We start from the raw sequence: 26113 nt of genomic DNA, 5'->3' as shown, positions 1-26113 counted from the left end.
ATAACTAAATATATAAAGTGAGCTAATGATAAAAATTTACTTTAAATTAACTGTCACTTTTCAAATAGATGGTACTATAGCCTGTGTAACACAAATAAGGAGGAGAAAAGATGAATTTCAAAAAATCTTTAGCAACGGCAGCATTAATCTCAAGTTTGGTCTCTGGTTTTAACCCAGCTATTTTAAATCAAAATGTTCAAGCGGCTGAGGGCGATAAATTAGTTGTTTACTCAAACTCATTATCAGATGATCGTGAAGAATGGATTGCAGAAAGAGCGGCCAAAGAAGGCTTTAACTTAGAATTTGTTGATGGTGGAGGTGGAGAAATCTTAAATCGCCTTCTAGCAGAAAAAGAAGCTCCTCAAGCTGATATCACCTTTGGTATGGACGAAGCAAGTTTCGCTGACCTTGCTGGTCAAAAAATGTTAGTAGAATTTACACCAAAATGGAATGAAAATATTCCGGAAGAAGTTAACATTGGAAATGGTTATTATTATCCATTAGTAGAGCAACGTATTTTCTTAATTTATAATCCTGAATTTATTAATGGAGAAGACGTGCCTAAGAATTGGCAAGACTTAGCTGCAAACCCAAATCTTGAGGGCAAATTTATGGTTCCAAATGAATTAGGTGGTGGTACAAATCAAAAGGCAGCCATGAGTACACTTTTACAATATAAAGATGAAAATGGTGAATATGGTATTTCTGATGAAGGATGGTCAGAATTAGAAGCCTATTTAGCAAAGGGTTATATGCCAGGAGAAGATGAAGATAAATGGCAAAATTTTGCAGATGGTAAAATACCGATTATGTATACCTCTACTTCAGCCCTACCGATGAATGAAGAACAATATGGATTTAAAGCGGAAATTGTGAATCCTGAACAAGGGGTTATCACTATGCGTGAACAAATCGGTATTATCAATAAAGGTGATGACAAAGACTATAGTGAAGCTGAACGTTTTGTTGAGTGGTTTGGTTCTGATGAAATTCAAGCAGAGTGGGTACCAGAGTTTGGTTCTCATCCATTAAACACAGTAGCTTATGAAAAAACAACTGACCGTGTTAAAGAAATTGTTGAAGCAACAAAACCAATGGAAGTTGATTGGTCATTTGTCAGTGAAAATATTGGATCTTGGGTAGAAAAAATCAAATTAGAATTAATGCCACTATAATATTTATTTGACAGCGATTAACGAAATAAAGGTTATATAATAACTAGATTTTCATATTAAAAAATAGATGGTTTAACGCAGTGACTGATTGGATGGAAACCGCGTCGCTAAGCGACTTATTCCATTTCAGTCAAAACTGTGCAGGGGCGGGCCACGAAGCGAAAAATCGGAGATTTTCGTGCTTCTGTTCCGCTCTTACTCATTTTATGGAGGAATTTGTAATGATAGATGTTAGAAATCTTCAGATTAAGTATGATGATTTTATTGCAGTGAATGATTTGAACTTCACTGTGGAAAAGGGAGAATTTTTTACCCTATTAGGTCCATCGGGGTGTGGTAAAACAACCACTTTAAGGTAAATTGCATGCTATTGGTTCGGGCATTCTTATTATAGAAACGCAACAATCAAGTGATACTACATATCGAGTATATGACTTTGATAGAAAAGACAAAGAAGGAAAATCCAGAGAACTCCATTTAGATAAAACAAAAGAGATAATAAAAATTGGCAACTTAAAAACCAACAAATTTCACTACCAACAAATTGATAATGTTAAAATCGCACAATTTATCTCCAATGAATTTTTATTGTATAAAAATGGGAATTAAAGGGATATGAATGTTTTGAAAAATAAAAAAATTTCCAATTATTCATAGTGATTGAAGGAAAGGGAGAGTTGTTAGTTGATGGTACTAAGTATTCCTAAAATTTAATGGATAATTTTATTTTACCAAGTGATGTAAAAAAATATATTATTAAAAGCGATATAACTTTTATTGTAAGTCAACCATAAAGGATGTGGAATAAAATGAAACTTTACGGAAGTATTGAAGCCGGAGGAACTAAGTTTGTATGCGCTGTGGGTAATGATAAGTTAGAAATTATTGATATTATTCAATTTCCCACAACAAAGCCAAAAGAAACGTTAGAAATGACAGTAAACTATTTTGAACGATTTAAAGATAATCTTCAAAGTGTTTCTGTAGCTTCTTTTGGGCCTATTGATATGGTCAGGGGGTCAAAAACATATGGTTATATTACGTCGACTCCTAAATTATTTTGGGATAATACTAATATTATTGGTTTTCTAAAAGATAGAATACCGGTAATATATTATTTTACAACCGACGTAAATGCTTCTGCATTTGGTGAGATGGTTGTGAGAAAAGATGTTGATTCATTAGTTTACTATACTATCGGAACTGGTATAGGGGGCGGAGTTATTCAAAGCGGGCACGAAATTGGTGGAGTAGGCCATGGAGAGCTTGGACATATTTATGTAGCAAAGCATCCAGCTGATTATGATTTTGACGGGGTTTGTCCATTTCATGGTGCGTGTTTAGAGGGTCTGGCTGCAGGACCAAGTTTAGAAGCAAGAACTGGAATAAAAGGAGAGTTAATTCCAGAAAATCATCCTGTTTGGGATATTCAAGCATTTTATATAGCACAGGCAGTTATGCAAGCAACTTTATCTTTTAGACCTCAGATTATTGTCCTAGGGGGTGGCGTCATGAAACAAAGTCACATGCTGAAACGAGTGAAAAGTGAGTTTATTAAATTATTGAATGGCTATGTATCCATACCGCCAATCGATGATTATATTGTTTTACCTGCCGTTGATAATAATGGATCTGCTACAGTGGGAAACTTTTGGCTTGCGAAAAGAAAATTAACAACAGACTGATAATTAAACTAAAAGTGTAGTTACATTTTAATTAATAATTCAAAGTCAGTAAGTACAATAATCACCTTTACTGAATGGTTAATTTAATATAACTTAAATATGAAACAGAATAGTTTCTTCATTGGAGACCATCTCTCCCTTTACTCTATTTATTGTATCTGAATATGAGAGGACATTAGAGATGTAAGTATGATAATTGAAAGAATAGATGATGAAGTCTTCATTAAGATGCCTCTTACAATAGACGGTCCTAAGAATCTAAAACCATAAGTTATTTTGAAAGTAGGGTATTAATGTAAGCATAAATGCAAATTATACCAGCATTCAAGCGATTTTGGCCATGAAAGTAGGCGCTAATTTTTCTAATTGCATTGAAAATTTGAAAAATAATCTCAATGGTATCATCGCTCAAATTAATCATAATATTAAAAAGATAAGTTTAAGCTAAGAAATTTTAGGTGCAACTTTCAGGAATGTGGTTTAAGTCTTACTTAGTTTAGACGCTGGAGCAAAATATATCTCCGTTTACTGTGATAGTCTAGACAACTTTGGAAAGGATTCAAAAGTATATATAGCAGTAAATTACTTTGCAAATGATTGGTAAAAATAGTCAAGAAAGTGACTTTACTGACTTTTCTTCGATTATAATAAAAAAAGACAACCAATTGTATTTACACAATCGGTTGTCTCTTTTTTATTTTACAGGGGGGAACCTGTATGGATAATTAGCTTTATTTAATATCTTCCCATTTCCAATCTTCAACTTCTGGCATATCCGCACCGTATTCTTCAACATAATCTCTATGTTCTTGAACTTTGCCTTTCATTTCAGCAACATAGTCTCTCGCTTTGTCGCCGTAGACAACGTCTGCTACGTGAGCAGATAGGTGGAAGCGGTCAAGTTCATTCAAGACACGCATGTCAAATGGAGTGGTGATTTCACCGTTTTCACGGTAACCATGGGCGTATAGGTTATGGTTATGACGTGTGAAGAAGATATCTTTCAACATACCTTCATAGCTATGGAAAGCGAAGAAGACAGGTTTATCTTTAGTGAAGATGGCATCGAATTCATCATCACTTAAACCACGAGGATCGATTTCAGGTGAACGTAGACGGAATAAATCAACCACGTTGACGAAACGAATCTTCAATTCAGGGAAGGCTTTAACTAAGTATGAAATAGCTGCGATGGCTTCGAAGTTTGGCTCAGTACCTGCCGCTGCAATCACAACATCAGGTTCTTCATTATCTTTAACGGTTGAAGCCCAGTCAATCACTTTAAGACCTTCGTTCACTAATTCTTCCGCTTCATCGGCGGTAAAGAATTGAGGACGTGGATGTTTAGAGGTAACCACATAGTTAATGACATTTTCTGAACGGAAGGCTTTATCCATAACAGCTAACAATGAGTTAGTATCTGCAGGAAGATAAGCACGCATGTATTCGCCATGTTTTTCTCCAATATGAGTTAATAGACCTGGATCTTGGTGAGTGTAGCCATTATGGTCTTGTTGGAAGACAGTAGAAGCTGAGATTAAGTTCAATGATTGATATGGTTTACGCCAGCTATGTTTCGCTGATTTACGAATCCATTTGAAATGTTGGGTAATCATTGAATCAACCGTTCTGAAGAATGATTCATAAGAAGCAAAGAAGCCGTGACGACCGGTTAATACGTATGCTTCTAAGAAACCTTGATTTTGGTGTTCAGATAATTGTGAGTCAATGACCCGACCAGAAGCAGACATATTTTCATCGAATTTTTCTGAAATTGGTTCTAACCATTGACGGTTCGTTACTTCAAAGACTTTATTCAAACGGTTTGATTTGGTTTCATCTGGACCAAAAATACGGAAGTTTTCAGGGTTTTCTTTGACGATGTCGCGGGCAAAGCCACCAAATTCAATCATATCTTGAGCGTCTTTAGAACCTGGTGTACCGATTTCTAGGGCATAGTCTTTCCAATTTGGCATATTCAATGGTTTAGGATTTCCCCCATTGGTTAATGGGTTCATGGCCATTCTATGGTCACCCTTAGGAGCGAATTCTTTCAATTCATCCACTAATTCACCATTTTCAGTAAATAATTCTTCTGGACCATATGATTTCAACCAGTTGATTAATAAGTCGATGTCTTCCATATTACGTCCAGATACTGGGATGGGTACTTGGTGAGCCCGGAAAGAACCTTGAATAGTTTTACCTTCAACTTCTTCTGGACCGGTCCAGCCTTTAGGTGTGCGGTAAAGAATCATTGGCCAATGTGGCATTTTAGCATCTTCAGCTTTTCCTTTGCGAGCTTCCGCTTGAATAGCTTGGATTTCTTCAATGACTTCATCTAAGACTTTGGCCATGATTGGATGAACTTGTTCAGGGTCAGTCCCTTCAACAATATATGGTTTCCAACCCATGCCTTCAAAGTACTTGGTTAAGTCTTCGTTTGACTTACGCGCAAGAATGGTTGGGTTAGCAATTTTACCACCATTTAAGTAAAGGATTGGTAGAACGGCACCGTCTGAGACAGGGTTGATAAAGACATTTGAGAACCAACCAGCGGCTAATGGGCCTGTTTCAGCTTCACCATCACCAACAACCGTTGCGGCGATAACATCAGGATTATCTAAGATAGCACCGGTAGCATGAGATAGGGCATAACCTAGTTCGCCACCTTCATGCATTGAACCGGGTGTTTCAGGAGCCGCATGGGATCCAATTCCACCTGGGAAAGAGAAGGTTTTGAATAATTTCTTCATACCTGCAATGTCTTGAGTGAATTCTGGATAACGTTCCGTATAAGAGCCATCTAAGTATGAGTTGGTTACCATCACTTGGCCACCGTGACCAGGGCCTTCGATATAGAACATATTCACATTATATTTGTTAATAATACGATTTAAGTGGGCGTATAAGAAGTTTTGACCACCGATAGTCCCCCAGTGTCCAATTGGGTTTAGTTTTACATGGTCTGCGGTCACTTCTTCTTGAAGTAGTGGGTTGTCTCTAAGAAACATTTGTCCAACTGAAAGATAATTGGCAGCACGCCACCATTTATCTACTAACGTTAAATATTCTTTTGAATTGTAATCAACTGTCATTTGAAAACTCCCTTTCGTTTTTATGCTTACATTTTATAATAAAAATCTTCGTAAGTCAAAGCAAACGAAAGGAAAAAACGATGATTTTTTTCGATTTTTGTCGAAAGTGAAAGGTTAATATCGAAAAATAGGAGGGGGCCCTAAATTTAGTTCTTTTGAGAGAATCTTACTAAGACTAGAAAATAATCCGAAAGCTCACTAAAATACAAAACGATAATATCAAGGGTTTCGAAAACAAATAAAAAATAACGCTAATGTAAACGTTGACAGAGGTATTTATTAGAATTATACTAACAAAGTAGTCTGGTTTAATGATTAATCAGCACAAAATTAATTACAACAACTTTGCTAGTATTTTTGTCATAAACATTAAATACCGTGACTATTTTATTGGAGATTGTGAGTTCACAAAAACGAAAATAAATATAATGGAGGTAATGTATGGATAAAAAAGTAGCAGTAGTGACAGGTGGAGCAAAAGGAATTGGCAGAGCAATTACTGAAAAATTCCTAAAGCATAACTATCGTGTTGTAATTTTAGATTATGATAAAGAAGGAGGGGAAGTTGCCAAAGAAACTCTGTCACAATTGGGAGATGTCGATTTTTGTCAAACAGATGTTACTTCTTATGAGAGTTTAGAAAATGCTAGAAATTATATTATTTCCAATTATAATCAAGTTCAATCGCTCATAATTAATGCGGGTATATCGCAAAAGAAAACGATAGCTGCTATTTCTATCGAAGATTGGAATCGTGTGATGTCTGTGAATTTGAATGGTAGCTTTTATAGTCTTAAAGCTTTCTATTCCGATTTAATTGAATCAAAAGGCAAAATCGTTATTATCTCATCCGGATCAGGAATAACAGGGACTGGTGGAGGTGCCCATTATGCAGCTTCAAAATCAGGCCAATTTGGTCTTATGAGAACTGCCTCTAAGGAACTTGGCCCTAAAGGGGTTAATGTAAACTGTATTGCTCCACGGGTTATTAGAACTGATTTATTTGATACCGTTCTATATCCCACACAAGAGTCTCGTGACGAGTTACTAGAAAAAATACCAATTCGTCGTTTTGGACTTCCAGAAGATATTGCTAATTTAGCACTGTTTCTATCTTCAGAAGAGAGTTCATATATTCACGGTCAAATTATTGTTGCCGATGGTGGTCGTACTTTTTAATAATTGTTAGAAATGTCAGCAGGAAAGGAAATGTTTTTTATTTCATGAATATTAGTAAATTTGTCAATAAAGACCTAGTTTTTTTAAACCAAGAGTTTGATACTAACTCAGAATTATTCGAATTTGTTGGAGCTGAGGCCAATGATTTAGGAGTTGCTAAGGAAAGTTATGCAGATGCATTAAAAGAAAGAGAAGCTAATTTTCCCACTGGGTTAGAATTAGAAAACTTTGGTGTAGCTATTCCTCACAGTGACTCTATTCATATTAATGAAGAATTCATTTCTGTTGTCACTTTAGATAAACCTGTTCAATTTTCTTCAATGGAAGATTTATCTAAAAAATTAGATGTACGATTAGTATTTGTGTTGGGATTAAAGAAAGCAGAAGATCAATTATCAATTTTACAAGCAATCATTTCTGTTATTCAAGATGAAAGCAAAGTTGAAAAATTAATCTCAGCTGCTTCAAGTGACGAAGTTTTAGAAATTTTAGAAAATAATTAATAAAGGAGAAATAAAAAATGGCAAAGAAAAAAGTTTTAGTAGCGTGTGGTGCTGGTATTGCAACATCAACAGTTGTTATGAACCATGTTGAAAATCTTTTTAAAGAAAACAACTTGGATGTAGATGTAGAACAAATCAAAATTGCTGAAGCAAAAGGTAAACAAGAAGGCGCAGATTTGTTAATTTCTACTACTATCTTGCCTACAACCTATTCTATTCCAGCAATTGTAGCAACTGCCTATATTACTGGTATCGGTAAAGATAAAATCGACGCTAAAGTTTTAGAAGCATTAAAAGACTAATATAGATAAAAGGAGTCAATGTTATGGACGGATTATTAAATGGCTTTAACTATGTCCTAGGCTTAGGACCAACTGTAATTATTCCAATTGCAATCTTCCTAATTGCTATGATTTTTGGGGTGAAACCTGCCAAAGCATTTAAATCTGCGATTACTATCGGGATTGGTTTCGTAGGGGTTAACTTAGTTGTTGGATTATTATCAAGTGAATTAGGAACTGCGGCTCAACAAATGGTTGATCGTTTTGGTTTCCAATTAACTGTTATTGATGTGGGCTGGCCAGCTGCAGCATCTGCTGCGTTCGCTTCACCAGTTGCCCCTCTTATGATTGTTTTAATTTTGGCAGTAAACTTAATAATGTTAGTATTTAACTGGACACGTATCTTAAATATTGATATTTGGAACTTCCACCACTTTATTGCTGCTGCAGCCTTAGCTTATATTGGAACTGGTAACCTTTGGGTTTCATGTTTTGTAGGTTTAGTAATGGAAGTTTATGTTTTATGGTTCTCTGATAAATTTGCCCCATTGATTCAAGAATTCTATGGTTTGGAAGGGGTTGCCCTTACAACAGGTTCTTCAGTTGCTTATGCAACCATTGGTATGCCAATTGCTTGGTTGATTTCTAAGATTCCTGGTTTGAATAAGGTAGAAATTTCTCCTGATACTATTCAAGAAAAATTTGGTATCTTTGGTGAACCAATGATTATGGGTCTTATTATTGGTATTGTTTTAGGTTTATTAGCTGGTTATGATCCAGGTATGGCCTTTAAATTAGGTGTCTCATTAGCCGCAGTCTTATTATTAATGCCTCGGATGGTAAAAATCTTAATGGAAGGTTTAATTCCAATTTCTGAAGCAGCTCAAGAGTTTGCTCAAAGAAAATGGGGCGACCGCGAAATCTTTATTGGTTTGGATGCTGCTTTGGCAATTGGTCACCCAGCTAACATCTCTGCCGGTTTAATTTTAGTTCCTATTACTTTATTTATTGCTGTAATCTTACCAGGTAACAAAATGTTACCATTTGGTGACTTGGCAACAATTCCATTCTATGTGGCTTATGTATCTGCCTCTCGTAAAGGTAATATCTTACATACCGTATTAGCTGGTACTTTAATGATGGCAATTGGTCTTTATATTGCTACTAACTTTGCCCCTGCCCATACAGAACTATTAGCAGGATTAGACTCAGTTAAAGGTCTAGGCTCTCAAATGTCTTCATTTGATACTGGTGGTAATATCCTTAAATGGTTAGCTTACTACTTAGCAGAATTCTTAAATAACTTATTTTAATCGTTGATGGATAGAAGGGATTTCATATGAAAGCTGTACAGCTAGATAAAAATCAAAAGTTTGTTTACACAGATGTAGAAGAAGCTAAAGTTGGCAGTAAAGATGTTAGAATAAAAGTTTTTGCTGCTGGTATTTGCGGCTCTGATACACATAAAATTGCAACTGGTTGGAAGTATGATTTACCTGCAATCATGGGTCATGAATTTTCGGGAGAAATCATTGAAGTGGGATCCGAGGTGACGAAGTATTCTATTGGAGATAGAGTCGTAGGTATGCCACTTTTGCCATGTCATGAATGTGAATATTGTGAACGTGGTTTATACGGAATGTGTGAAAATTATAAAATGATTGGGACACATTTTGGCGGTGCATTTGCTGAGAATCTAGTGATTCCTGAACGCAATGTCCTTCCAATTGGTGATATGTCTTATGAAGATGCAGCTATGATTGAACCACTTGCTGTTGCAATGCACAGTGTAATGAATGTTGGCGTGGAAATTGGTGATACCGCTGTTGTTCTGGGAACCGGAACCATTGGTCTCTTTACCATTAAGACACTTTTACTAGCTGGAGCCAAATATGTCATTGCTGTGGATATTAATAATGATAAGATTGAAGCAGCAAAAGATAATGGCGCTATGTACGGTATTAATTCACTTGAGGAAGATTTGCAGGCCAGAGTTATGGAGATAACTAATGGCTTAGGAGCGGACATTGTAATGGAATGTGCTGGTTCAAAAATTACTCAAGAACAAGCCCTTCTTCTCGCTAAGAAACGTGGCAAAGTAGGTTATACTGGGATTGCCTATTCAGATGTTTTAATGCATGAAAAACCGTTTGAAAATATATTCCGTAGAGAATTGACAGTTAAAGGTTTTTGGAATTCTTATTCAGCGCCCTTCCCAGGGAAAGAGTGGACCAATCTTATTGATTTCATAAACCAAGGCAGAATTAAGTTAGATGGTATGGTAACTCACCGTTACCCTCTAAGTGGTGTTGCTGATGCGTTTGATATGATTTTATCAAGAAAAGAAAGCTACAATAAAGTTATGATTTTTCCACAGGAAGGTGTTAAATAAATGAAAGCATTTGTAAAAACTGCTCCAGGTTACGATATGATGGAGATGCAAGAAATTGAAAAACCAACCGCTTATGATGACAAAGTAGTTATCAAGGTTGAATATACTGGTATTTGTGGGTCTGATATCCATACCTTTAAAGGTGAATATAAAAATCCAAAAACTCCAGTCGTTCTTGGTCATGAATTTTCTGGTACGATTGTTGAAGTAGGCCCTGATGTAACTGATTATAAAGTCGGTGATCGTGTTGTCAGTGAAACTACTTTTGAAGTATGTAATGAATGTCGTTTCTGTAAATCAAAAGATTATAACTTATGTGCTCATCGTAAAGGGATTGGTACGCAAGTAAATGGTTCAATGACTGATTATGTCTTGGCTCGTCAAGAAAGTTTACACTTAATTCCAGACAATGTAAGTTTTATGTCTGCAGCCTTTGCTGAACCATTATCATGTTGTACACATGCTGTCATGGAAAAAACTGAAATTAATGAAGGTGAAGTAGTCTTAATCATCGGACCTGGTCCAATTGGACTCTTAGCAGCGCAAGTAGCCAAAGCAAATGGCGGAAAGGTAATCCTTTCAGGTATTACTCGTGATATGCCTCGTCTTCAATTTGCTAAAGATACTTTAGGAATTGATTATATCTGTGACTCTCAAACTGAAGATTTGAATAAATTAGTTTTAGATTTAACAGATGGCTATGGTGCTGATAAAGTGATTGATGCCTCTGGTGCAGTACCTGCTGTAAACCAAGCATTAAAATTAACCGCTAAAAAAGGTACATTTGTTCAACTAGGTCTTTTTGCTAAAGACAATGTAGAAATTGATACGAATTCTATTATTCAACGTGAAATTAATTATATTGGTTCACGTTCTCAAAAACCATCTGCATGGATTAAATCACTTAAATTAATGGAAGAAGAAAAAGTTAACCTAGAAGCAATGGTTACAAAAGTATTCCCATTAGAACAAGCTCGTGAAGCATTTGAAGCTGTTATGGCTGGTAATGAAATTAAAGTTATGATTAAATCATCTAAATAATTTAGAGGTTTAATTTTTTAAAAAAGGACAGACATATTGTGTCTGTCCTATTTTTTAAGATAGTAAATAGAAAGAAAAGGGGATTTTCTATGAAGAAATTAGTAGCATCTATTATGACAGCTGATCAGATGAATATTGGGAAAGAAGTTCAAGATTGCCTAGAAGCTGGAATCGACTGGCTCCATTGTGATGTAATGGATGGAGTTTTTGTGGATAATTTGGCTATGGGCCCATATCAAATTGAGAGCCTATTAAAAGTTGAAGAACTTACTTTGGATATTCATCTAGCAACCGTGACACCAGAGCGTTATATTAAGCTTTTTGGGCCGTTAAAACCTCATTATATTACCTTCCATATAGAAACCGTAGCCAATCCTCAGGCATGCATCGATTTAATTAGATCATATGGTTGTAAAGTTGGATTAGCCATAAGTCCTCAGACCTCATTTAAAGCTGTAATCCCTTATATGGACCAAATCGATTTATTATTGGTCATGACAGTTAATCCTGGTTTTGCTGGTCAACAATTTAATATGGATGTATTAGATAAGTTGAAGCTTATTACTGAATATATTGATACGCATGAACTTAAACATATCTTAATTGAAGTAGATGGCAATATTTATGAAAAAACAATAGAGTTAATGAAGGATTTTAAAGTAGATTTATATGTCTTAGGCACGTCTGCTCTATTTAAGGATGATGGAAAATCATATCTTGAAAAGGCAGATACTCTACGAGAATTGTTTTAACTTATGAATATTATGTTATTAAAAATCCCGACCAACTTTGGAATATTTTCCAATAGTTGCCGGGATTTTCTTTACTTTTTTGCTAAGTAACTATTCACCTATGATTGTAATTAAACATTTACGTTTTCTAGACCGCGTTCTATCAAAGTCAACAAAGTAAATATATCCTGTGCTACCAACCGTTAATTTACCGTTGCTTAAGTCGAAGACTTCACTAGATCCGATCACAGTTGCTTTTAAATGGGCATCACCATTCCATAAAGCGGAACGATCGCCACCTGGTAAATAATCATCAGCATTTGGCCATGATTCAACAACTTGGTAATGTTCCTCTCCTGGATAAATGTAGGTATCTTTAGAATCATGATAAGGAATAATTTTAGTGAGGGCGCGATTTAGTTCTTGTTGTAGGGTATCGTCTCCATTTTCATCGCGGTCATGGGAATATTCTTCATAAAACACTGCACAGGTTGTATGTGGACTAACCACGGAAATAATTCCATTTTTGATGTTGCTTTCGGCCACAGCTTCTTTGACTTGTTCAGTAATATCAATATAACTTGGGATTTTTCCTTTTGATTGTAATTCTAATTGTTTCTTATAAACAGTCATAGTTTTTCCTCCTATTTTTTGTATGCCTTAATGGCCGCTTCAATCATATCAACAATCATTTGTTTAGGATCATCAGCTTTGACAATTCCACTCGTGCAACCAGTACCATCTGCACCCAGGGAAATTGTACGATAGACATCGTCTGCCGTGGAAATGCCAGCGGCTTGCATAACTAGAATATTTTCATCTATTTCTTTAATTGCTTGGTTAGTTGAAGTAATATAGGAATCATCGCTAGTTTGGCCAGTACCAATCAATTCAGTTGGCTCACAAAGAATAATTTCCGGATGAAGGGTCGCAATTGCTTTTGCTTCCTCTAGAGAATCAGCGCAAACAATTGAAATGATGCCTAAGTCTTTGGCACGGTGGACAGCTTTTGTTAATTCTGAGAATGAAAGGGGACGTTCGGCATGATTGATAAATGATGCTCGGGCACCTGCTTCATAAAGCGATTCAGGGAGGACATGTCCCATGCCTCGTCCTGGTTCAATTCCATCCAAATGTTGAGCTGATACAATAATATGGTTGGTCGCTTGCTTGATTGCAGAGATATCTGCAAATGGAGCTGTTACAAAAACAGTGATTTCAGGATGTTGCTCTGCCGCCTTGTCTGCAACTTTAGCTAATTCGAGTAATTCTTTTCCATAAAGATAAGACTTTGGATTAAAAATAAAAAATGGCGTATTAACGTTCAACATAACAAAACCTCCTAGGATTTAAATGCTTGAGTGTGGAAAACATCGTAATAATGATTTAATACCTTCTTCATTCCTGCATTAGCTAAGTTCTTAACATCGATATAGTTTTCATAGCTACCTTGGTTAATTTCTTTGAGGGCACCATTCAAGAAATCAGTATAAATATTAATTTTAGCGATGCCATTTAGGGCACATCTTTCTAGGTTAGCATCACCTGAAGAAGAACCGCCATGTAAAACAAGGGGTATCGAAGTAAGTTTATCCACTTCTGCAAGCCGTTCAAAATTAATCTTTGGTTCTCCTTTATAGTTACCATGAGCAGTACCTATTGAAATCGCTAGAGAATCTACTCCAGTTGCGTCAACGAATTCAATGACATCATCAACTTCTGTATAAATAGAATCAGTAATATATGAAGACTCAGAGTAGTCATTAGCCCCAACATGACCTAATTCTGCTTCAACTGTTACATCTTTGGTGTGAGCGTAATCCACTACTTCTTTGGTCACCTTGATATTTTCTTCAAATGGTTTTTGAGAGGCGTCAATCATGACAGAGGTGAAGCCAAGGTCAATGGCTTTGAAAATATAATCTTTATCAGCGCCATGATCTAAGTGTAAGACAATTGGAACTGAAACTTGTTCACCTAGTAATTTACCGATAACAGCAGCTTCTTCTAAAGATAGAATATCTTTATGGGATTGAGCGAATGGTAAAATTAAAGGTAAGCCTCTTTCTTCTGCTGTGGTCACAAAGACTCTAGCGGAATCTAAATCAATAAAATTAGTAGCCGGGACTGCAAAATGGTTTTCTTTAGCGTAGAGCAATAATTCTTTGGAATTAATTAACATTATATGACCTCCTTTTTTAGGTACATTCTTAGTGTAAGTATTCACTACCATGTTTTCAAGATATCTTCTCCATTTATTTTTTGTTTTAGACATTTGTCAAAAAAATATGTATTATATAAATTAATCGTTAAAATTTTTGAACAAAAGTAAAGGAGAAAGTATGTATAACCGGGATGATTTATTAGTGAAAATTGCTATATTATATTATGATGCGGAAATGACCCAGAAACAGATAGCGGAAGAACTTAATATGTCACGGGCCACCGTAAATTCTCTCTTAAAAGAAGCAAGAGAGAGAGGAATTGTTTCCATTACGATTAGGCAATCGACAATGTCTACAGTTGAACAGGCAAAGTTTATTGAGAATAAATATAATATCCAGACCGTTTTAATTACTGAAGCAAATGGGTCTATAGCTGAAAGAAAAAGAGAGGTTGGACGTTTAGCTGCTGAGTTTATTGAAGAGAAGCTTGGTTCAATTAACAGCTTAGGCTTAGGTTGGGGGACAACTATGTATGAGTTTGTTCAAGCAGCTTCATTTCTGAATATTCCAAATCTTGATATTGTGCCTCTGATTGGTGGGATAGGAATTCAAGATATAAAGTATCATTCTAATCATTTAGCATTTCAGTTAGCTGAAAAATATCAATGTAAGGTTAATTATTTTTATGCGCCTGCTATTGCTGAAAATCAAAGAGTTTATGAATCTTTTAGTGAAACCGAGTTTGTCAAATTAATCATTGAAAAGGCCAAGAATGTGGATCTTGCATTAATTGGGATTGGAAATCCGATTGAATCTTCCACCTATCGTCGTCTCGGTTATATTAGTGAAGCTGAAAGAGAAGAAATTTCAAATCATGGAGCAGTAGGGGACATACTTGGAAATTTCTTTGATCAGTATGGAAACAAGGTGAATACCTCGGTTTCAGATCGGATGATTGGGGTTAGTTTAAATGATTTAGAGTTGATGAATCGGACTTTTCTTTTTGGTGTGGGAAAAGAGAAAATTCCTAGTTTTAAAGCACTATTGAACAAAGGATTTGTTGATTATATTGCGATCGACAAGGAGATTGCTGATGCCTTATCTAAAGATTAAAAAAAGACCATAAAGGTCTTGAGTAACGACTATTCATTAAGAATAGTCTAATAGTTTACTTTAGACCCTTATGGTTTTTTTCTGCGAGTTTTGTTTTTTAATACGGTTAATTAATTCAGTATCATTCTTGTAATTAGCTCCTTTAAAATATTCAAGCAAATCATAATTGTCGTCAGCTTTATTTAAAGGAGTCACCCATAAATCATTTTTTGTAGGAATCAAAATGTAATTTGGTATTTGTTTTTTGTGTTGCTGCCAAATTTTATACACTTCTTCTGAAGAAGCATTTGGATTTTCAGCGATTATTTTTCTAATTTGGTTTGGAATATAAGTTATATAATTTCTCTTTGCATATAAAATTAACAAACCATATACCATCATAATTAGTAAAAATATTTCATAATGATTTTGAATGAAATTAAATAGGGCTCTACCTGGTTTACCCAGAAGAGAGTTAACTAATTTTTCAAGCATGAGCTACACCTGTTCCTTTTAGAATAGCTATACTTTAACAGATTAGTTATTAAGGAACAAGTTAATCCTCAAAATTAATATTCTTTACTTAATTCAACTGGATGATCACTAACAATTAAATAGCCGTCTACTGCGTTTTCCTTTGCTTCATTTAATATAGCTTCTGTTCCGCGGGTTCCGATTCTTACAGCGCCTGTAGAAAGGACAGCAAGAGTTTGTTCAAGATTCCTTATACCACCGGCAGATTTTACTTCCATGGTATCCGTAATATTTTTGCGCATAATTTTCAAATCTTCTACTTTTGAACCGCTCGGAGCATACCCTGTTGAAGTTTTAACGAAGTCTACATTTGCAGAAACAGCAATTTGACAAGCTTTTTTTATTTGTTCTGGCGTTAAATAATGATTTTCAAAAATTACTTTAAGTTTCGCATTCTTACTATGAGCAAGTTCGGCTAATTGTTTTAATTCATCTTCAACATAATCATAGTCTTCGGAAAGGAAGCGGCCGTAATTCATGACCACATCAACTTCGACTGCCCCTTTTTCAATGGCATCTTTAGTTTCAAAGAGTTTACTTTCAGTTGTGGCTACACCATGTGGGAAAGCGGCAACGGTTGTGACAAGTACGTCTGAATCTTTAAGTTCTTTTACCACAATGGGCAAGTCTGAAGGTCTTACACAGACAGAAATGCAGCCATTTTCACGAGCAATTTTACATCCTTCAATTAATTCTTTAACAGTAATATCTGGTCTTAAAAGTGAATGATCAATTGTGTTAGCAATTTCTTCTACGGTTATTTTATCTCCATTGGAATAACGTTTAATAGTTTTAGACATTTAAATTTTCCTCTCTTTTTATGGTACTTTGTGTCCTTTAACAGCGGTCCAAATCATAAACCATTGTTCTAAAGTTAATTTATAGTTTACTGCGTTAACGGGAGTTTTGACAAAGTCTAAGATTCCTGAACCGGTAATTGGAACTAGGCCGGCTGGATGGCTTAAGAGCCAAGCAAAAGCAACTTCTCCAATATCGATTGCGCCAATTTCTTCACGAATTTCTTCCATGGTTTCTCTTAGACGTACCGCTTGAGGTTCATCACTTGTAAAGATGCGTCCTCCTGCAAGCGGCGACCAAATCATAGGGTGAATTTTTTCCTGCCAGGCTAAATCAATTACTCCATTTTCGATATTTTCCATATTCAATGGAGATAATTCAACTTGATTAGTAATTAGAGGAACAGAAAGGTATGATTTAAGGGTTCGATATTGTTCGGGTAAGTGATTAGATACACCGAAATTTTTTACTTTACCACTCTTATAGAGTGTTTCAAATGCTTCTGCTACTTCTTCCGGATGAACTAGGGAACTGGGACGATGTAGGAGTAATAAGTCAATTGTATCTATTCCCATCTTTTTAAGAGACAGTTCAGCTTCTTGAATTATATAGTCTTTAGAGTAATTATAGTATTTTACGCGAGCTTTGTCCGAAGGATAAACAAGTCCACATTTTGTTACAATTTCCATCTTGTTTCTTAGACTCGGGTTTAATTTTAAGGCATCACCAAAAATTTGTTCCTCAGTATATTGTCCATATGAATCAGCGTGATCCATAGTTGAAATACCTAAGTCCATGCAGGATTCAATAAAATACAATAGGTCTTTTTTTTCTAATTTCCAATCGAGCAATCGCCAAAAACCAAGCGCTACTCTTGAAAATTCCAAATTTTGAGCCATTTGAATTCTTTTCATTTATAAGCCTCCCACTATTTTTGAACAAATGTTCAAAAATGTTTTACATTTGTTCACTTTATGCTATTATAATACTCGTAATAAATTTACATTTCAAGAACAAATATTATTTAAGGATGCGAAAATAATGGATTATAAATTATTAATTGAAGTATCAAGTCTATATTATGAGGAAAATTTATCTCAAGCTGAAATTGCTAAGCAATTAAAGTTATCCAGAGTTAAGGTATCTAGACTACTTAAAGAGGCGAGAGAAGAGAATATTGTGAAAATTAGTATTGATCGTAGCTATCTTTATAATGATTTAGAACAATCACTAAAAAATATCTATGGATTAAAATCTGTGAAAATCATTGGAGGGAGATCTGATAATATTTTTTATAAAGCAACCAGTAAATTTATATTAGAGAATATAGAACAAAACATCACAATTGGATGGGGGAAAACACTTCGAAATATTATTAACCAGATTGATACACACCAATTAAGTGATTTACTCATTACTCCTATGATAGGTGGGCAATCCTATGATCAAGCAGACCTCCACGCTTCAAATATTGCAAATGATTTAGCGAGAAAGCTTAAGGCAAGGTCTTTATCATTGAATGCTCCTGCTATAGCAGACACATTAGAAGAAGCAAATATATATAAAAATAATAGTATGGTTAGACGGGTAATTCAGGCTTCAGAAACATCAGAAATGGCAATATTTAGTTTAGGTAATCCTATGCTGAAAGAAAGTTCTATCCATCGCATGAATTATTTCCCTGAAAATGATATTACTTTACTTGAAGATGAACATGTAGTTTGCGATATAGCAAGTTTAGTATTTTTTGATAAAAAAGGTAGTGAAAAAGGAATTAAAATAAGTAATCGTAGTGTAGGCTTAACAAGACAACAATTAGAGGACATTCCAAATAAATTATGTGTTGTAAAAGAAATAGAAAAAATAGATGCACTAGTAGCTGCTTTAAATGCAAAGATTATTAATACGCTTATTATTTCAAGTGAATTAGCTTCAGCACTAGTCAAATCCACCCATAATAACGAAAACTAACGAAAACAAATGAAAGTAAATATGTACATTTATCAGTAATAGTGATAATATTATGTTTAGAGAAAATTGTAATGTACATATTATTAAGGGTGAAAATTATGTTTGTAGAACAACGAAGGGAAAAAATTTTAAATCTTCTATCCGAAAATTATATAGTGACTGTGGCAGAATTAGCAGATAAGTTTGGTGTATCACTAGCTACAATCAGAACTGACTTGAACCGCTTAGATCAAGAGGGTAAAATCACTAGAACACATGGAGGAGCTGTTTTAAAGCAAGAAAAAGTCTCAAGAAATGTTGATCATAGTTATCAAATCAGAGCCACTTTGAATATAGAAGAAAAACATCAAATTGCAGAAAACGCAATAAAATATCTAAAAGATGGTCAATGTATATTTTTTGATGCGAGTTCAACCTGTTATGAATTAGCAAAGGTGTTATTTGAATCATCATTGCGAATTACTTGTATAACTAATGGGTTAGAGGCAGCTATTTTATTAAAAGAGAACCCAAGAATAACGGTATTGATTGTTGGGGGAATGGTTCGAGGTTCCTCAAATGCTGTTGAAGGGTTAATGGGAATAGATATGCTAAAGAATTTTAATATAGACATTTTTTTCCTTGGCTCGTCTGGCATTTCATTGATTAATGGGATTACTGATTTTAATATTTATGAAATGGAACTTAAACAAAGAGTCATTGAAATGACAGATAAAGTAATCGCATTAATGGACTATACCAAATTTGATACCTCTTCCAATATTCGTTTAGTTAATTTAGAAGATGTGGATTTAATTATTACAAATAAAGCCTTACCACAAGCAGCTGCTAAAAAGTATCAAAAAGTTTGTAATTTAATCATGGTTTAATTTGGACTAAATAAAAAAGAACGACAAAATATTTTGTCGTTCTTTTTTTAGATCAATTCATTTAAAGAGCTGATATTAAAATCACTTGCAGCGAAAGGTTTTACTTTAAACTTAGGATTATTAAATTTAATGACAGTCATATCAGCTTTTTTTGCTGCTAGAACACCATTGATAGAGTTTTCAATCACTAAACATTTGCTTGGGTTAAGATTAAGTCTTTTGGCAGCCAGCAAAAAGACATCAGGTTCTGTTTAGAATGCTTTACTTATTGTCCACTAGCAAGTGCAGAAAAATAGTGAAGAAAATTTAGTGATGACATTGAAGATTTTATATCATCCAGGTTATTTGAAGATGCAATAACTAGGGGAATCCGCTTATCATGAAGGTAGGTTAATAGGTCTCCAGTACCATCAATTTCTTGGAGGCCATCTTTATCGATTATTTCATGTAGGGTTTTATATTATTTATCCATATAGTAATTGACATCGTACTTTAAATTAAAATCGTCTTTCATTTTAGAACACGTATAATAATAGGTCGTTCCCATAATATTAATATGATAGTCTAGGTCACAACTTTCATTTTCATCCCTTAGTATCATGTTTTTAGCTTTAATAAATATCGGTTCACTATCTGCTAAGACACCATCCATATTAAAAATGACACCTTCGATATTAGAAAATATACCTTTTAATTGCATAACTAGCCTCCAATATCTTAATACTAGATTATTTTTAGCAGTTGACATGTTATAAGTAAATATATATAATTTAAATGAAACTAAAACGAAACGAAAATGAAACTAAAACTAAATCGCTGGAGGGCATTGATGGACTATTTTACAAGACTTGATCAAATTGAAAATTATATTAATAAGATGGGTCGGGTATCCACAGTTGATCTTTCAAAAAAATTTAAGGTGTCTGAGCAAACAATTCGAAAGAATTTAAGTGAATTAGAAAAAGAAGATTTAATTACACGAATTCATGGCGGAGCAAAAAAGAAAAGTGGCTTTAAAGACCGGCTTGAAATTAATAAAGCGTCAAAGAAAAAATTATGCCAAGAAGTAGCAAAACTGCTATCTAGAGAAGATGTAGTCTTCTTAGATGGAGGAACTACCTATTACTATCTTCCTGATTTTGTAGATACCGATTTAAATTGTAAATTTATTACTTTTTCAACCTTGCTTGCTCAAAAATTAATTGAAGCAAAACACAAAAATGTTTATTTACTAGGTGGTTTGATTAATCCTAACACCTTAGAAACTTTTTCATATGAGGCTTTAGAAATGATTAGACAAATGCATTTTAATTTAGCTTTTTTTGGAACCTCCAATTTTTCTTTGGAATATGGATTTACTGAGCAAAATTTAACTAATTTAAAGTTAAAACAAGTAGTGAGAGAAAGAGCTGAATTTGCCGCAGTAGTGACAACTAAAAATAAATTCGGTTCAAATGCTATGAGTAAACTGTTTGATTACTCTGAGCTTGATTTACTCATTACTGAAAGCTTTGATAACGAAACGATTAATCAGGCTTTAGCAAATAAAATAAAATTAGTACAAGTGTAGGTGAGAAAATGATTTATACAATAACATTAAATCCAGCTATTGATCGATTACTTAGGGTTTCTGGAGAAATATTACCTGGCAATAATAATAGAATTCTAGATGAAAGTTTTGATGTTGGGGGGAAGGGGACCCATGTATCGATTGGCCTAAAGACATTAGGTGTTCAAAATCATTGTACTGGTATTGTCGGTGAGAGAGGGTCTGAACAACTCTTGAAACTCTTAGACACTTATTCTGTTTCAGGGGATTTTATCAAGTTAAAGAATGAAAAATTAAGGACAAATTTAGTCATTAAAGATGAAATAGAGAGTGGAAATTACTTAATATCTGAAATGGGAATCGAATTAACTAAAGAGTTAATTGATTTATTTATTCAAGAGAAGTTAGCGGATATTAATAAGGGAGATTGGCTTGTGATTTCTGGAGATCCGTCCCAAAAAACTAAGCCTAATGTGTTCAAATATTTACTTGATGAATTAACCAAAAGAGAGATTAAGCTCTTTTTAGATGTATCTGCGAAGTACTTGTTGATGAGTGAAGGAACAAACCTCGAATTTATAAAGCCTAATCAGTTTGAATTTTCAGAAATGGTTGGTCGAGAAGTTCGAACGATAAAAGATTGTATTCACGCTTACTTTAATAATTTAAATCTATTTAAACATATTAAGCATACAGTGATTACTTTAGGTTCTCATGGTTCAATCTTATTGTCAGAAAATTGCTGTTTTGTTTTTTCTCCTCTTTCATTGGACATTGTCAATGATACTGGAGCGGGAGATGCCTTTGTTTCTGGATTTATTTATGGGTTAAAGGAAGGGATGTCCGCTGAAAAAGCCTGTGCATTTGCTAATGCGGTAGGGGCCGCTAAGACTCAAGTAAATAAATGTGCTGGATTTAACTTAGAACAAGTTAATAAATATTTTGAGGAAATTGAATGGAAGGAAATGAAATTATGAAATATGAAAAAGAAAGAAAACAATTAGTTTCTTATGCTAAGTTGATGTTTGACCGTAAATTAACCAATACTGCAGGAGGTAATATAAGTATTAGAGTAGGGGAAAATGAATTTCTTATGACACCTACTTTAATGTCACAACGGTTCCATTGTGAACTCAAACCGAATCAAATCCTCCTTTTGGATCAAAATGAAAATGTAATAGAAGGGGACGGAAAAGTAACACGAGAAGTTAATATGCATATGGCATGTTATCAAGAAAATCCTGATATCAAATGCGTATTACATGCCCATGCTCCGAAATCATTGTTTTTTGCGGTGAACTTAGACGAAATGCCTAATCTTACAGAGGCTAGTCAAAAACTTGGTAGAATTATAAGATTAGCTTATGCCCCCTCAACATCACCAGAACTTGCTGAAACTGTCCGTAAACAAATAAAAGAAGACATGTCTATTCCGAAAGCCTACCTTCTTAGCCATCATGGAGTATTAATTACAAATAGTAATTTAGAAAAGGCTTTTGATATGTTGGAACGTCTTGAGTGGAATGCTGAAATTGCATATAAACACATGGTATTTCAAAAGCTTGGAATTCCAATGAAAAGTGAAATGTAAAATTTCAAAAAAATGGGAGTGGGCAAGAAGTAGAAAATCAATGATTTTCGCTTCGTCTGCCCGCCCCCGCAAGGTTGACTAGGATGGAACAAGTCGCTTTGCGATGCGGTTTCCGTCCAGTCAACTACTGCATTGTACCATATGAAATTCAATATAAAAGAGCGGGACTGGGCTTTTTTTGCCCAGTCCCATTTTTTGTCTTCTAATTCATACAATAAAATTTTAAGTTAAAATAAAATCTATGTCTTAATTCATTTTATGTAACCGTTATACTAAAGATAAGCTTTTAGAAAGGAGTGTATCATTAATGTCAGATTGGATTGAATTAAAGGATAGAGTCTTTATTGTAACAGGAGGTTCTTCTGGGATTGGGCAAAGTATTGTTCAAGGTTTATTAGAAGTTGGGGCTAAGGTAGCTAACTTTGATCTTAAGGATGGCAATGAAGCTTCAGATAATTATTTCTTCGTACAAGTAGATGTATCTTCTCGTGAACATGTTGAAATAGGTGTTGCTCAAGTCGTAGAACATTTTGGAACCATTGATGGATTAGTTAATAATGCAGGCATTAATATACCAGCTTTGTTAGTTGATACTAAACAAGCTCATAGTAAGTATGAATTAAATGATCAAATTTTTGATAAAATGGTAAGTATCAATCAAAAAGGTTTATTTCTGGTTGCTCAAGCAGTAGGGCGAATTCTTACTGAGAAAAAAGCAGGGGTAATTGTAAATATGGCTTCAGAAGCCGGCCTGGAAGGATCAGAAGGCCAAAGTTGCTATGCTGCAACGAAAGCAGCAGTGTATAGTTTTACACGCTCTTGGGCCAAAGAACTTGGAAAATCAAATGTTCGTGTAGTTGGTTTAGCTCCAGGGATTATGGAAGAAACTGGTTTACGAACTTTGGCATATGAAGAAGCGCTTGCCTATACGCGTAATAAGTCAGTTGAAGAGTTAAGAGCAGGCTATAATAATACAAGTACAATTCCTTTAGGTAGAAGTGGTAAATTGAGTGAAGTTGCGGATGCGGCATGCTTTGCTTTATCAGATCGGTCTAGTTATGTTACAGGGGTAACCATCAATATTGCAGGAGGCAAGACTAGAGGATAGAAGGTGAATTATTTGGGAATGATTAATCGATGGTATGACATTTTGAAATTATTAGTGTCACATCATCAAGTTTCAATTAAAACGTTCAAGAAACAACTTTCCCTTTCCAATCAAACAATTCAAAAGACTATTATCCAATTAAATAGAGAATTGCAAGGTATCGCTCTTATTGAAGAAGTAGAAGACAAGTACCAAATCTCTATTGTCGATTTTGATAGCTTTAATAAGATTATGCAGGGCTCTCTTAAGAAACAAACTGATTTCAATTCAAGTAGTTAGCGCATGGCTTTTATATTAAAGGAATTAATTGAAGTGTTTGATTACCACATTATCTACGACCTAGCAGATGCTTTAAGTGTGAGTCGTGGAACTGTGGCGAATGATTTGAAAAGTATCCGTAAAGAATTAAAGAAATATAATGCTGAAATTGAAAGTGTAACTAATAAAGGAATCCGACTCATTGCAGATGAATTCAGTATACGTTTAATTTATTTGCACTTAGTTCAAGATTATTTTCCTCTTAACTATATCAGTCATAATAGTATTGATTATATGACTCAAATTAAAGAGACATTTAATCTAACTAATGAAACCATCAGTTGGTTGATTAAAAGTATAGATATAGTTGTTGGGCGGATTAGTTGTAATCAGGTATTAGATAAGCCAATACCTAATTATATTAATACTGTATCCGATTCTGATCTTTTTCAAGAGATTATTTACCACATTGAAACTAGGTATCAATTGAGTTTAAGTGTATATGATAAAGATTTTGTTAGTTTTGCTTTAAATTTACAGGCCATCAATGAGTTACCTAGTAAGTCAAACCAAGCAGACGACATTACAAAATATGTATTTAATCAAATGATAGATTCAATTAATGCATCATTTGCGGTTGATATTGATAAGGATATATTTTATAAGGAAGTAAATCAACATCTACATTATTTAATTAATCGAACTATTTTTAAAGTGGTACCTAATCAGATTTTCTTTGGAGAATTAAAAAGAAAATACCCGTTTTCTTATGCCGTTTCGCAAATTGCGGTTAAGTCAATTGGTAATAGTTTGAAGATAGTCGTTAGTCCTTTGGAAGTAGATTATTTAAGCTTATATTTTGAAATGAACTTAAAAGGGCATAAAGATTATACTCCACCTAAAGTTGCCATTGTAAGTAATACAGGCTATGGCACGGCTATGTTAATTCGTAAGCAGATTGAACGAGTAATTATTGGCAATATTCAAATCGATATATTTACCAATCAGACCTATCATCAGATGGATGATAGAGATTATTTAGCAATTTTTACCACAATTCCTTTAGAATCTGTCCGCGAAAGTATTCCCGTGATACATATTGCTACTGTTTATAGTGATCAATGGTTAATTAATGAATGGCAGAATATTTATACTACGAATATCCAACTGTTTGAGACTAGATTAAATAATGTGTTAGTTTTACCAGATACACTTGATAGTTATCAAGCAGCTTTATCGTGGATGATTCAAAGGTTTGAAGAAAGTGTTACCTTGGATACTAGTTATAGGAAAACAGTCATGAATCAAGAACGACTACATGCAACAATTTTTCAAAATGGGTTAGCTTTTCCCCATGGAATTAATAAAGGAACTGAATCTATCCAAATGATGCTAGGAATACTTTCTAAACCTATCTTAGTGAATGAGATCGAAGTCAAAGGTATTTTTATGTTAGTTATCGGTCAAGAACTAGATCCTAAAACTGAAAAAGATTTAGTTGATATTTATGATATTGTTTTTAGACTTGCGAATGAGCAAGACTTTCAAACGTCGATTGAAAGCTTTAAGGGGAAAGAAGATTTCCTTCACTATCTGATAGAGAGGAGGATAAAGATATGAGTTTTATGGTTACATTTTGTGCTCTAGCAGTTTCTTCTTACTTATTACAAATTTTTTTGGGATTAAAGCAAATAAAGGATTTTAATACCGTATTTGTAGAATTACGCCGCAAAGGAAAGGTGGCTATTGGGCGTCGCTCTGGTAAGATTCAATCAGGAACAGTGGTTATGTTTGCCGTTGATGATAATGCGAAAATTGTTGATGCACGTATGATGCAGGGAGTAACCGTATTAGCAAAATTTAAAGAATTACCACAATATATTGGCCAAGACCTACATTATATTGATAAATATAATCCATTGGTAAGACAAGAAAATAAATTGACTCAAATAGCTATGGAGGATGCCCGTGAAGTTTATTTGAGAGTGGAGATGGGGAACTATCAGGAAGAACCCAAAGAAACACTGCCGATAAGCCAATCACTATCTATGTTAAAAAATCAAATAAAATATAAATTAAAAGGAAGTGTTTAA

Annotated in this window: 28 protein-coding genes and 2 pseudogenes; 20 read left to right on the top strand and 10 right to left on the bottom strand. The window is 34.4% G+C overall.

The annotated features are described in order from the left end of the window. Nucleotides 1-110: 110 nt before the first annotated feature. The 3 genes and pseudogenes from HMPREF9257_RS01795 (at nt 111) to scrK (ending at nt 2860) form a co-directional block, all read left to right on the top strand. The gene (locus tag HMPREF9257_RS01795) at nt 111-1175 is read left to right on the top strand and encodes an extracellular solute-binding protein (protein WP_006417915.1); all 1065 of its coding nucleotides are present in this window, start codon (nt 111-113) and stop codon (nt 1173-1175) included. A gap of 221 nt (nt 1176-1396) precedes the next feature. Then, nucleotides 1397-1531 (top strand): annotated as a pseudogene (locus tag HMPREF9257_RS08915) (ATP-binding cassette domain-containing protein); the annotation flags it as partial. Nucleotides 1532-1984: 453 nt separating this feature from the next. Next, nucleotides 1985-2860 carry a fructokinase ScrK gene (scrK, locus tag HMPREF9257_RS01785; RefSeq protein ID WP_006417939.1) on the top strand — a complete coding sequence of 292 codons (876 nt, stop codon included), beginning with the start codon at nt 1985-1987 and terminating at the stop codon, nt 2858-2860. A 731-nt stretch (nt 2861-3591) separates the two neighbouring features. Here scrK and HMPREF9257_RS01780 read toward each other — a convergent pair. Then, nucleotides 3592-5958, bottom strand: coding sequence for a phosphoketolase family protein (locus tag HMPREF9257_RS01780; protein ID WP_006417837.1), 2367 nt, complete (start codon nt 5956-5958; stop codon nt 3592-3594). 441 nt (nt 5959-6399) lie between these two features. Between HMPREF9257_RS01780 and HMPREF9257_RS01775 the strand changes: the two genes are divergently transcribed. From HMPREF9257_RS01775 to HMPREF9257_RS01745, 7 genes are all read left to right on the top strand, one after another. Further along, a complete protein-coding gene (locus HMPREF9257_RS01775) occupies nt 6400-7137 on the top strand; it encodes an SDR family NAD(P)-dependent oxidoreductase (RefSeq protein WP_006417727.1) in 738 nt (245 codons plus the stop codon). Nucleotides 7138-7181: 44 nt separating this feature from the next. Beyond that, nucleotides 7182-7640, top strand: a complete 459-nt coding sequence (locus tag HMPREF9257_RS01770) for a PTS sugar transporter subunit IIA (protein ID WP_006417901.1) — start codon at nt 7182-7184, stop codon at nt 7638-7640. A 17-nt stretch (nt 7641-7657) separates the two neighbouring features. Beyond that, nucleotides 7658-7942 carry a PTS sugar transporter subunit IIB gene (locus tag HMPREF9257_RS01765; RefSeq protein ID WP_006417869.1) on the top strand — a complete coding sequence of 95 codons (285 nt, stop codon included), beginning with the start codon at nt 7658-7660 and terminating at the stop codon, nt 7940-7942. Nucleotides 7943-7965: 23 nt separating this feature from the next. After that, entirely contained in the window at nt 7966-9234 is a 1269-nt protein-coding gene (locus tag HMPREF9257_RS01760) for a PTS galactitol transporter subunit IIC (protein ID WP_006417946.1), read from the top strand. A 26-nt stretch (nt 9235-9260) separates the two neighbouring features. Beyond that, complete coding sequence (locus HMPREF9257_RS01755) at nt 9261-10313, top strand: galactitol-1-phosphate 5-dehydrogenase (RefSeq protein WP_006417865.1); 1053 nt, start codon at nt 9261-9263, stop codon at nt 10311-10313. Next, nucleotides 10314-11354, top strand: coding sequence for a zinc-binding dehydrogenase (locus HMPREF9257_RS01750; protein WP_006417866.1), 1041 nt, complete (start codon nt 10314-10316; stop codon nt 11352-11354). It begins immediately after the preceding gene. 89 nt (nt 11355-11443) lie between these two features. Continuing rightward, nucleotides 11444-12106: a ribulose-phosphate 3-epimerase gene (locus HMPREF9257_RS01745; RefSeq protein WP_006417949.1), complete on the top strand. Its 663-nt coding sequence runs from the start codon at nt 11444-11446 to the stop codon at nt 12104-12106. 90 nt (nt 12107-12196) lie between these two features. Here the strand turns inward: HMPREF9257_RS01745 and HMPREF9257_RS01740 are convergent, their stop codons facing one another. From HMPREF9257_RS01740 to HMPREF9257_RS01730, 3 genes are read right to left on the bottom strand one after another with little or no spacing between them, the layout of a single operon-like run. Further along, nucleotides 12197-12718, bottom strand: coding sequence for a YjbQ family protein (locus HMPREF9257_RS01740; protein ID WP_006417858.1), 522 nt, complete (start codon nt 12716-12718; stop codon nt 12197-12199). 11 nt (nt 12719-12729) lie between these two features. Continuing rightward, the gene (locus tag HMPREF9257_RS01735; RefSeq protein ID WP_006417720.1) at nt 12730-13416 is read right to left on the bottom strand and encodes a triose-phosphate isomerase; all 687 of its coding nucleotides are present in this window, start codon (nt 13414-13416) and stop codon (nt 12730-12732) included. Between the two features lie 11 nt (nt 13417-13427). Continuing rightward, the gene (locus tag HMPREF9257_RS01730) at nt 13428-14267 is read right to left on the bottom strand and encodes a class II fructose-bisphosphate aldolase (RefSeq protein WP_006417730.1); all 840 of its coding nucleotides are present in this window, start codon (nt 14265-14267) and stop codon (nt 13428-13430) included. 160 nt (nt 14268-14427) lie between these two features. Between HMPREF9257_RS01730 and HMPREF9257_RS01725 the strand changes: the two genes are divergently transcribed. Beyond that, nucleotides 14428-15363 (top strand): sugar-binding transcriptional regulator, encoded by a 936-nt coding sequence (locus HMPREF9257_RS01725; protein ID WP_006417848.1) that lies wholly within the window; start codon nt 14428-14430, stop codon nt 15361-15363. 60 nt (nt 15364-15423) lie between these two features. Here the strand turns inward: HMPREF9257_RS01725 and HMPREF9257_RS01720 are convergent, their stop codons facing one another. The 3 genes from HMPREF9257_RS01720 to HMPREF9257_RS01710 form a co-directional block, all read right to left on the bottom strand. Next, entirely contained in the window at nt 15424-15837 is a 414-nt protein-coding gene (locus tag HMPREF9257_RS01720; protein ID WP_006417756.1) for a hypothetical protein, read from the bottom strand. Nucleotides 15838-15911: 74 nt separating this feature from the next. Further along, nucleotides 15912-16676: a deoxyribose-phosphate aldolase gene (deoC, locus tag HMPREF9257_RS01715; RefSeq protein ID WP_006417773.1), complete on the bottom strand. Its 765-nt coding sequence runs from the start codon at nt 16674-16676 to the stop codon at nt 15912-15914. An 18-nt stretch (nt 16677-16694) separates the two neighbouring features. Next, on the bottom strand, nt 16695-17588 hold the full coding sequence (locus HMPREF9257_RS01710) for an aldo/keto reductase (RefSeq protein WP_006417844.1): 894 nt from the start codon (nt 17586-17588) through the stop codon (nt 16695-16697). Between the two features lie 127 nt (nt 17589-17715). Here HMPREF9257_RS01710 and HMPREF9257_RS01705 point away from each other — a divergent pair, with 127 nt between their 5' ends. Further along, nucleotides 17716-18645, top strand: a complete 930-nt coding sequence (locus HMPREF9257_RS01705) for a sugar-binding transcriptional regulator (protein ID WP_006417913.1) — start codon at nt 17716-17718, stop codon at nt 18643-18645. Nucleotides 18646-18743: 98 nt separating this feature from the next. Next, on the top strand, nt 18744-19514 hold the full coding sequence (locus tag HMPREF9257_RS01700) for a DeoR/GlpR family DNA-binding transcription regulator (protein ID WP_006417812.1): 771 nt from the start codon (nt 18744-18746) through the stop codon (nt 19512-19514). Between the two features lie 47 nt (nt 19515-19561). On the opposite strand, the pseudogene HMPREF9257_RS09620 reads toward HMPREF9257_RS01700, so the two are convergent. From HMPREF9257_RS09620 to HMPREF9257_RS08685, 3 genes and pseudogenes are all read right to left on the bottom strand, one after another. Then, nucleotides 19562-19750 (bottom strand): annotated as a pseudogene (locus tag HMPREF9257_RS09620) (HAD family hydrolase); the annotation flags it as partial. Between the two features lie 29 nt (nt 19751-19779). Beyond that, on the bottom strand, nt 19780-19953 hold the full coding sequence (locus HMPREF9257_RS09615) for an HAD hydrolase-like protein (protein ID WP_483459039.1): 174 nt from the start codon (nt 19951-19953) through the stop codon (nt 19780-19782). 21 nt (nt 19954-19974) lie between these two features. Beyond that, nucleotides 19975-20214: an HAD family hydrolase gene (locus HMPREF9257_RS08685; RefSeq protein ID WP_006417728.1), complete on the bottom strand. Its 240-nt coding sequence runs from the start codon at nt 20212-20214 to the stop codon at nt 19975-19977. Nucleotides 20215-20343: 129 nt separating this feature from the next. On the opposite strand from HMPREF9257_RS08685, the gene HMPREF9257_RS01690 reads away from it, so the two are divergent. The 7 genes from HMPREF9257_RS01690 (at nt 20344) to HMPREF9257_RS01660 (ending at nt 26113) form a co-directional block, all read left to right on the top strand. Continuing rightward, nucleotides 20344-21084: a DeoR/GlpR family DNA-binding transcription regulator gene (locus HMPREF9257_RS01690; protein ID WP_006417852.1), complete on the top strand. Its 741-nt coding sequence runs from the start codon at nt 20344-20346 to the stop codon at nt 21082-21084. An 8-nt stretch (nt 21085-21092) separates the two neighbouring features. Continuing rightward, nucleotides 21093-22040, top strand: coding sequence for a 1-phosphofructokinase family hexose kinase (locus HMPREF9257_RS01685; protein ID WP_006417729.1), 948 nt, complete (start codon nt 21093-21095; stop codon nt 22038-22040). Then, nucleotides 22019-22654 (top strand): class II aldolase/adducin family protein, encoded by a 636-nt coding sequence (locus HMPREF9257_RS01680; protein WP_006417863.1) that lies wholly within the window; start codon nt 22019-22021, stop codon nt 22652-22654. Before HMPREF9257_RS01685 ends, HMPREF9257_RS01680 begins: the two co-directional genes overlap by 22 nt. Before the next feature lie 307 nt (nt 22655-22961). Further along, a complete protein-coding gene (locus HMPREF9257_RS01675) occupies nt 22962-23762 on the top strand; it encodes an SDR family oxidoreductase (protein WP_006417777.1) in 801 nt (266 codons plus the stop codon). A gap of 18 nt (nt 23763-23780) precedes the next feature. Beyond that, nucleotides 23781-24041: an HTH domain-containing protein gene (locus HMPREF9257_RS01670; protein WP_040466630.1), complete on the top strand. Its 261-nt coding sequence runs from the start codon at nt 23781-23783 to the stop codon at nt 24039-24041. Between the two features lie 3 nt (nt 24042-24044). Next, on the top strand, nt 24045-25640 hold the full coding sequence (locus HMPREF9257_RS01665; RefSeq protein ID WP_006417809.1) for a BglG family transcription antiterminator: 1596 nt from the start codon (nt 24045-24047) through the stop codon (nt 25638-25640). Beyond that, nucleotides 25637-26113 (top strand): transcriptional regulator GutM, encoded by a 477-nt coding sequence (locus HMPREF9257_RS01660; RefSeq protein WP_006417950.1) that lies wholly within the window; start codon nt 25637-25639, stop codon nt 26111-26113. Before HMPREF9257_RS01665 ends, HMPREF9257_RS01660 begins: the two co-directional genes overlap by 4 nt.

The sequence above is a fragment of the Eremococcus coleocola ACS-139-V-Col8 genome, assembly GCF_000183205.1.
In the GTDB taxonomy this organism is placed as follows: Bacteria; Bacillota; Bacilli; order Lactobacillales; family Aerococcaceae; genus Eremococcus; species Eremococcus coleocola.
This window is presented reverse-complemented; position numbering and strand designations above follow the sequence as displayed.

Excerpts from the sequence above, each read along its gene's own strand:
- HMPREF9257_RS01795 (WP_006417915.1), top strand. The coding sequence starts at position 111 with ATGAATTTCAAAAAATCTTTAGCAACGGCAGCATTAATCTCAAGTTTG.
- scrK (WP_006417939.1), top strand. The coding sequence starts at position 1,985 with ATGAAACTTTACGGAAGTATTGAAGCCGGAGGAACTAAGTTTGTATGC.
- HMPREF9257_RS01780 (WP_006417837.1), bottom strand. The coding sequence starts at position 5,958 with ATGACAGTTGATTACAATTCAAAAGAATATTTAACGTTAGTAGATAAA.
- HMPREF9257_RS01775 (WP_006417727.1), top strand. The coding sequence starts at position 6,400 with ATGGATAAAAAAGTAGCAGTAGTGACAGGTGGAGCAAAAGGAATTGGC.
- HMPREF9257_RS01770 (WP_006417901.1), top strand. The coding sequence starts at position 7,182 with ATGAATATTAGTAAATTTGTCAATAAAGACCTAGTTTTTTTAAACCAA.
- HMPREF9257_RS01765 (WP_006417869.1), top strand. The coding sequence starts at position 7,658 with ATGGCAAAGAAAAAAGTTTTAGTAGCGTGTGGTGCTGGTATTGCAACA.
- HMPREF9257_RS01760 (WP_006417946.1), top strand. The coding sequence starts at position 7,966 with ATGGACGGATTATTAAATGGCTTTAACTATGTCCTAGGCTTAGGACCA.
- HMPREF9257_RS01755 (WP_006417865.1), top strand. The coding sequence starts at position 9,261 with ATGAAAGCTGTACAGCTAGATAAAAATCAAAAGTTTGTTTACACAGAT.
- HMPREF9257_RS01750 (WP_006417866.1), top strand. The coding sequence starts at position 10,314 with ATGAAAGCATTTGTAAAAACTGCTCCAGGTTACGATATGATGGAGATG.
- HMPREF9257_RS01745 (WP_006417949.1), top strand. The coding sequence starts at position 11,444 with ATGAAGAAATTAGTAGCATCTATTATGACAGCTGATCAGATGAATATT.
- HMPREF9257_RS01740 (WP_006417858.1), bottom strand. The coding sequence starts at position 12,718 with ATGACTGTTTATAAGAAACAATTAGAATTACAATCAAAAGGAAAAATC.
- HMPREF9257_RS01735 (WP_006417720.1), bottom strand. The coding sequence starts at position 13,416 with ATGTTGAACGTTAATACGCCATTTTTTATTTTTAATCCAAAGTCTTAT.
- HMPREF9257_RS01730 (WP_006417730.1), bottom strand. The coding sequence starts at position 14,267 with ATGTTAATTAATTCCAAAGAATTATTGCTCTACGCTAAAGAAAACCAT.
- HMPREF9257_RS01725 (WP_006417848.1), top strand. The coding sequence starts at position 14,428 with ATGTATAACCGGGATGATTTATTAGTGAAAATTGCTATATTATATTAT.
- HMPREF9257_RS01720 (WP_006417756.1), bottom strand. The coding sequence starts at position 15,837 with ATGCTTGAAAAATTAGTTAACTCTCTTCTGGGTAAACCAGGTAGAGCC.
- deoC (WP_006417773.1), bottom strand. The coding sequence starts at position 16,676 with ATGTCTAAAACTATTAAACGTTATTCCAATGGAGATAAAATAACCGTA.
- HMPREF9257_RS01710 (WP_006417844.1), bottom strand. The coding sequence starts at position 17,588 with ATGAAAAGAATTCAAATGGCTCAAAATTTGGAATTTTCAAGAGTAGCG.
- HMPREF9257_RS01705 (WP_006417913.1), top strand. The coding sequence starts at position 17,716 with ATGGATTATAAATTATTAATTGAAGTATCAAGTCTATATTATGAGGAA.
- HMPREF9257_RS01700 (WP_006417812.1), top strand. The coding sequence starts at position 18,744 with ATGTTTGTAGAACAACGAAGGGAAAAAATTTTAAATCTTCTATCCGAA.
- HMPREF9257_RS08685 (WP_006417728.1), bottom strand. The coding sequence starts at position 20,214 with ATGCAATTAAAAGGTATATTTTCTAATATCGAAGGTGTCATTTTTAAT.
- HMPREF9257_RS01690 (WP_006417852.1), top strand. The coding sequence starts at position 20,344 with ATGGACTATTTTACAAGACTTGATCAAATTGAAAATTATATTAATAAG.
- HMPREF9257_RS01685 (WP_006417729.1), top strand. The coding sequence starts at position 21,093 with ATGATTTATACAATAACATTAAATCCAGCTATTGATCGATTACTTAGG.
- HMPREF9257_RS01680 (WP_006417863.1), top strand. The coding sequence starts at position 22,019 with ATGGAAGGAAATGAAATTATGAAATATGAAAAAGAAAGAAAACAATTA.
- HMPREF9257_RS01675 (WP_006417777.1), top strand. The coding sequence starts at position 22,962 with ATGTCAGATTGGATTGAATTAAAGGATAGAGTCTTTATTGTAACAGGA.
- HMPREF9257_RS01670 (WP_040466630.1), top strand. The coding sequence starts at position 23,781 with ATGATTAATCGATGGTATGACATTTTGAAATTATTAGTGTCACATCAT.
- HMPREF9257_RS01665 (WP_006417809.1), top strand. The coding sequence starts at position 24,045 with ATGGCTTTTATATTAAAGGAATTAATTGAAGTGTTTGATTACCACATT.
- HMPREF9257_RS01660 (WP_006417950.1), top strand. The coding sequence starts at position 25,637 with ATGAGTTTTATGGTTACATTTTGTGCTCTAGCAGTTTCTTCTTACTTA.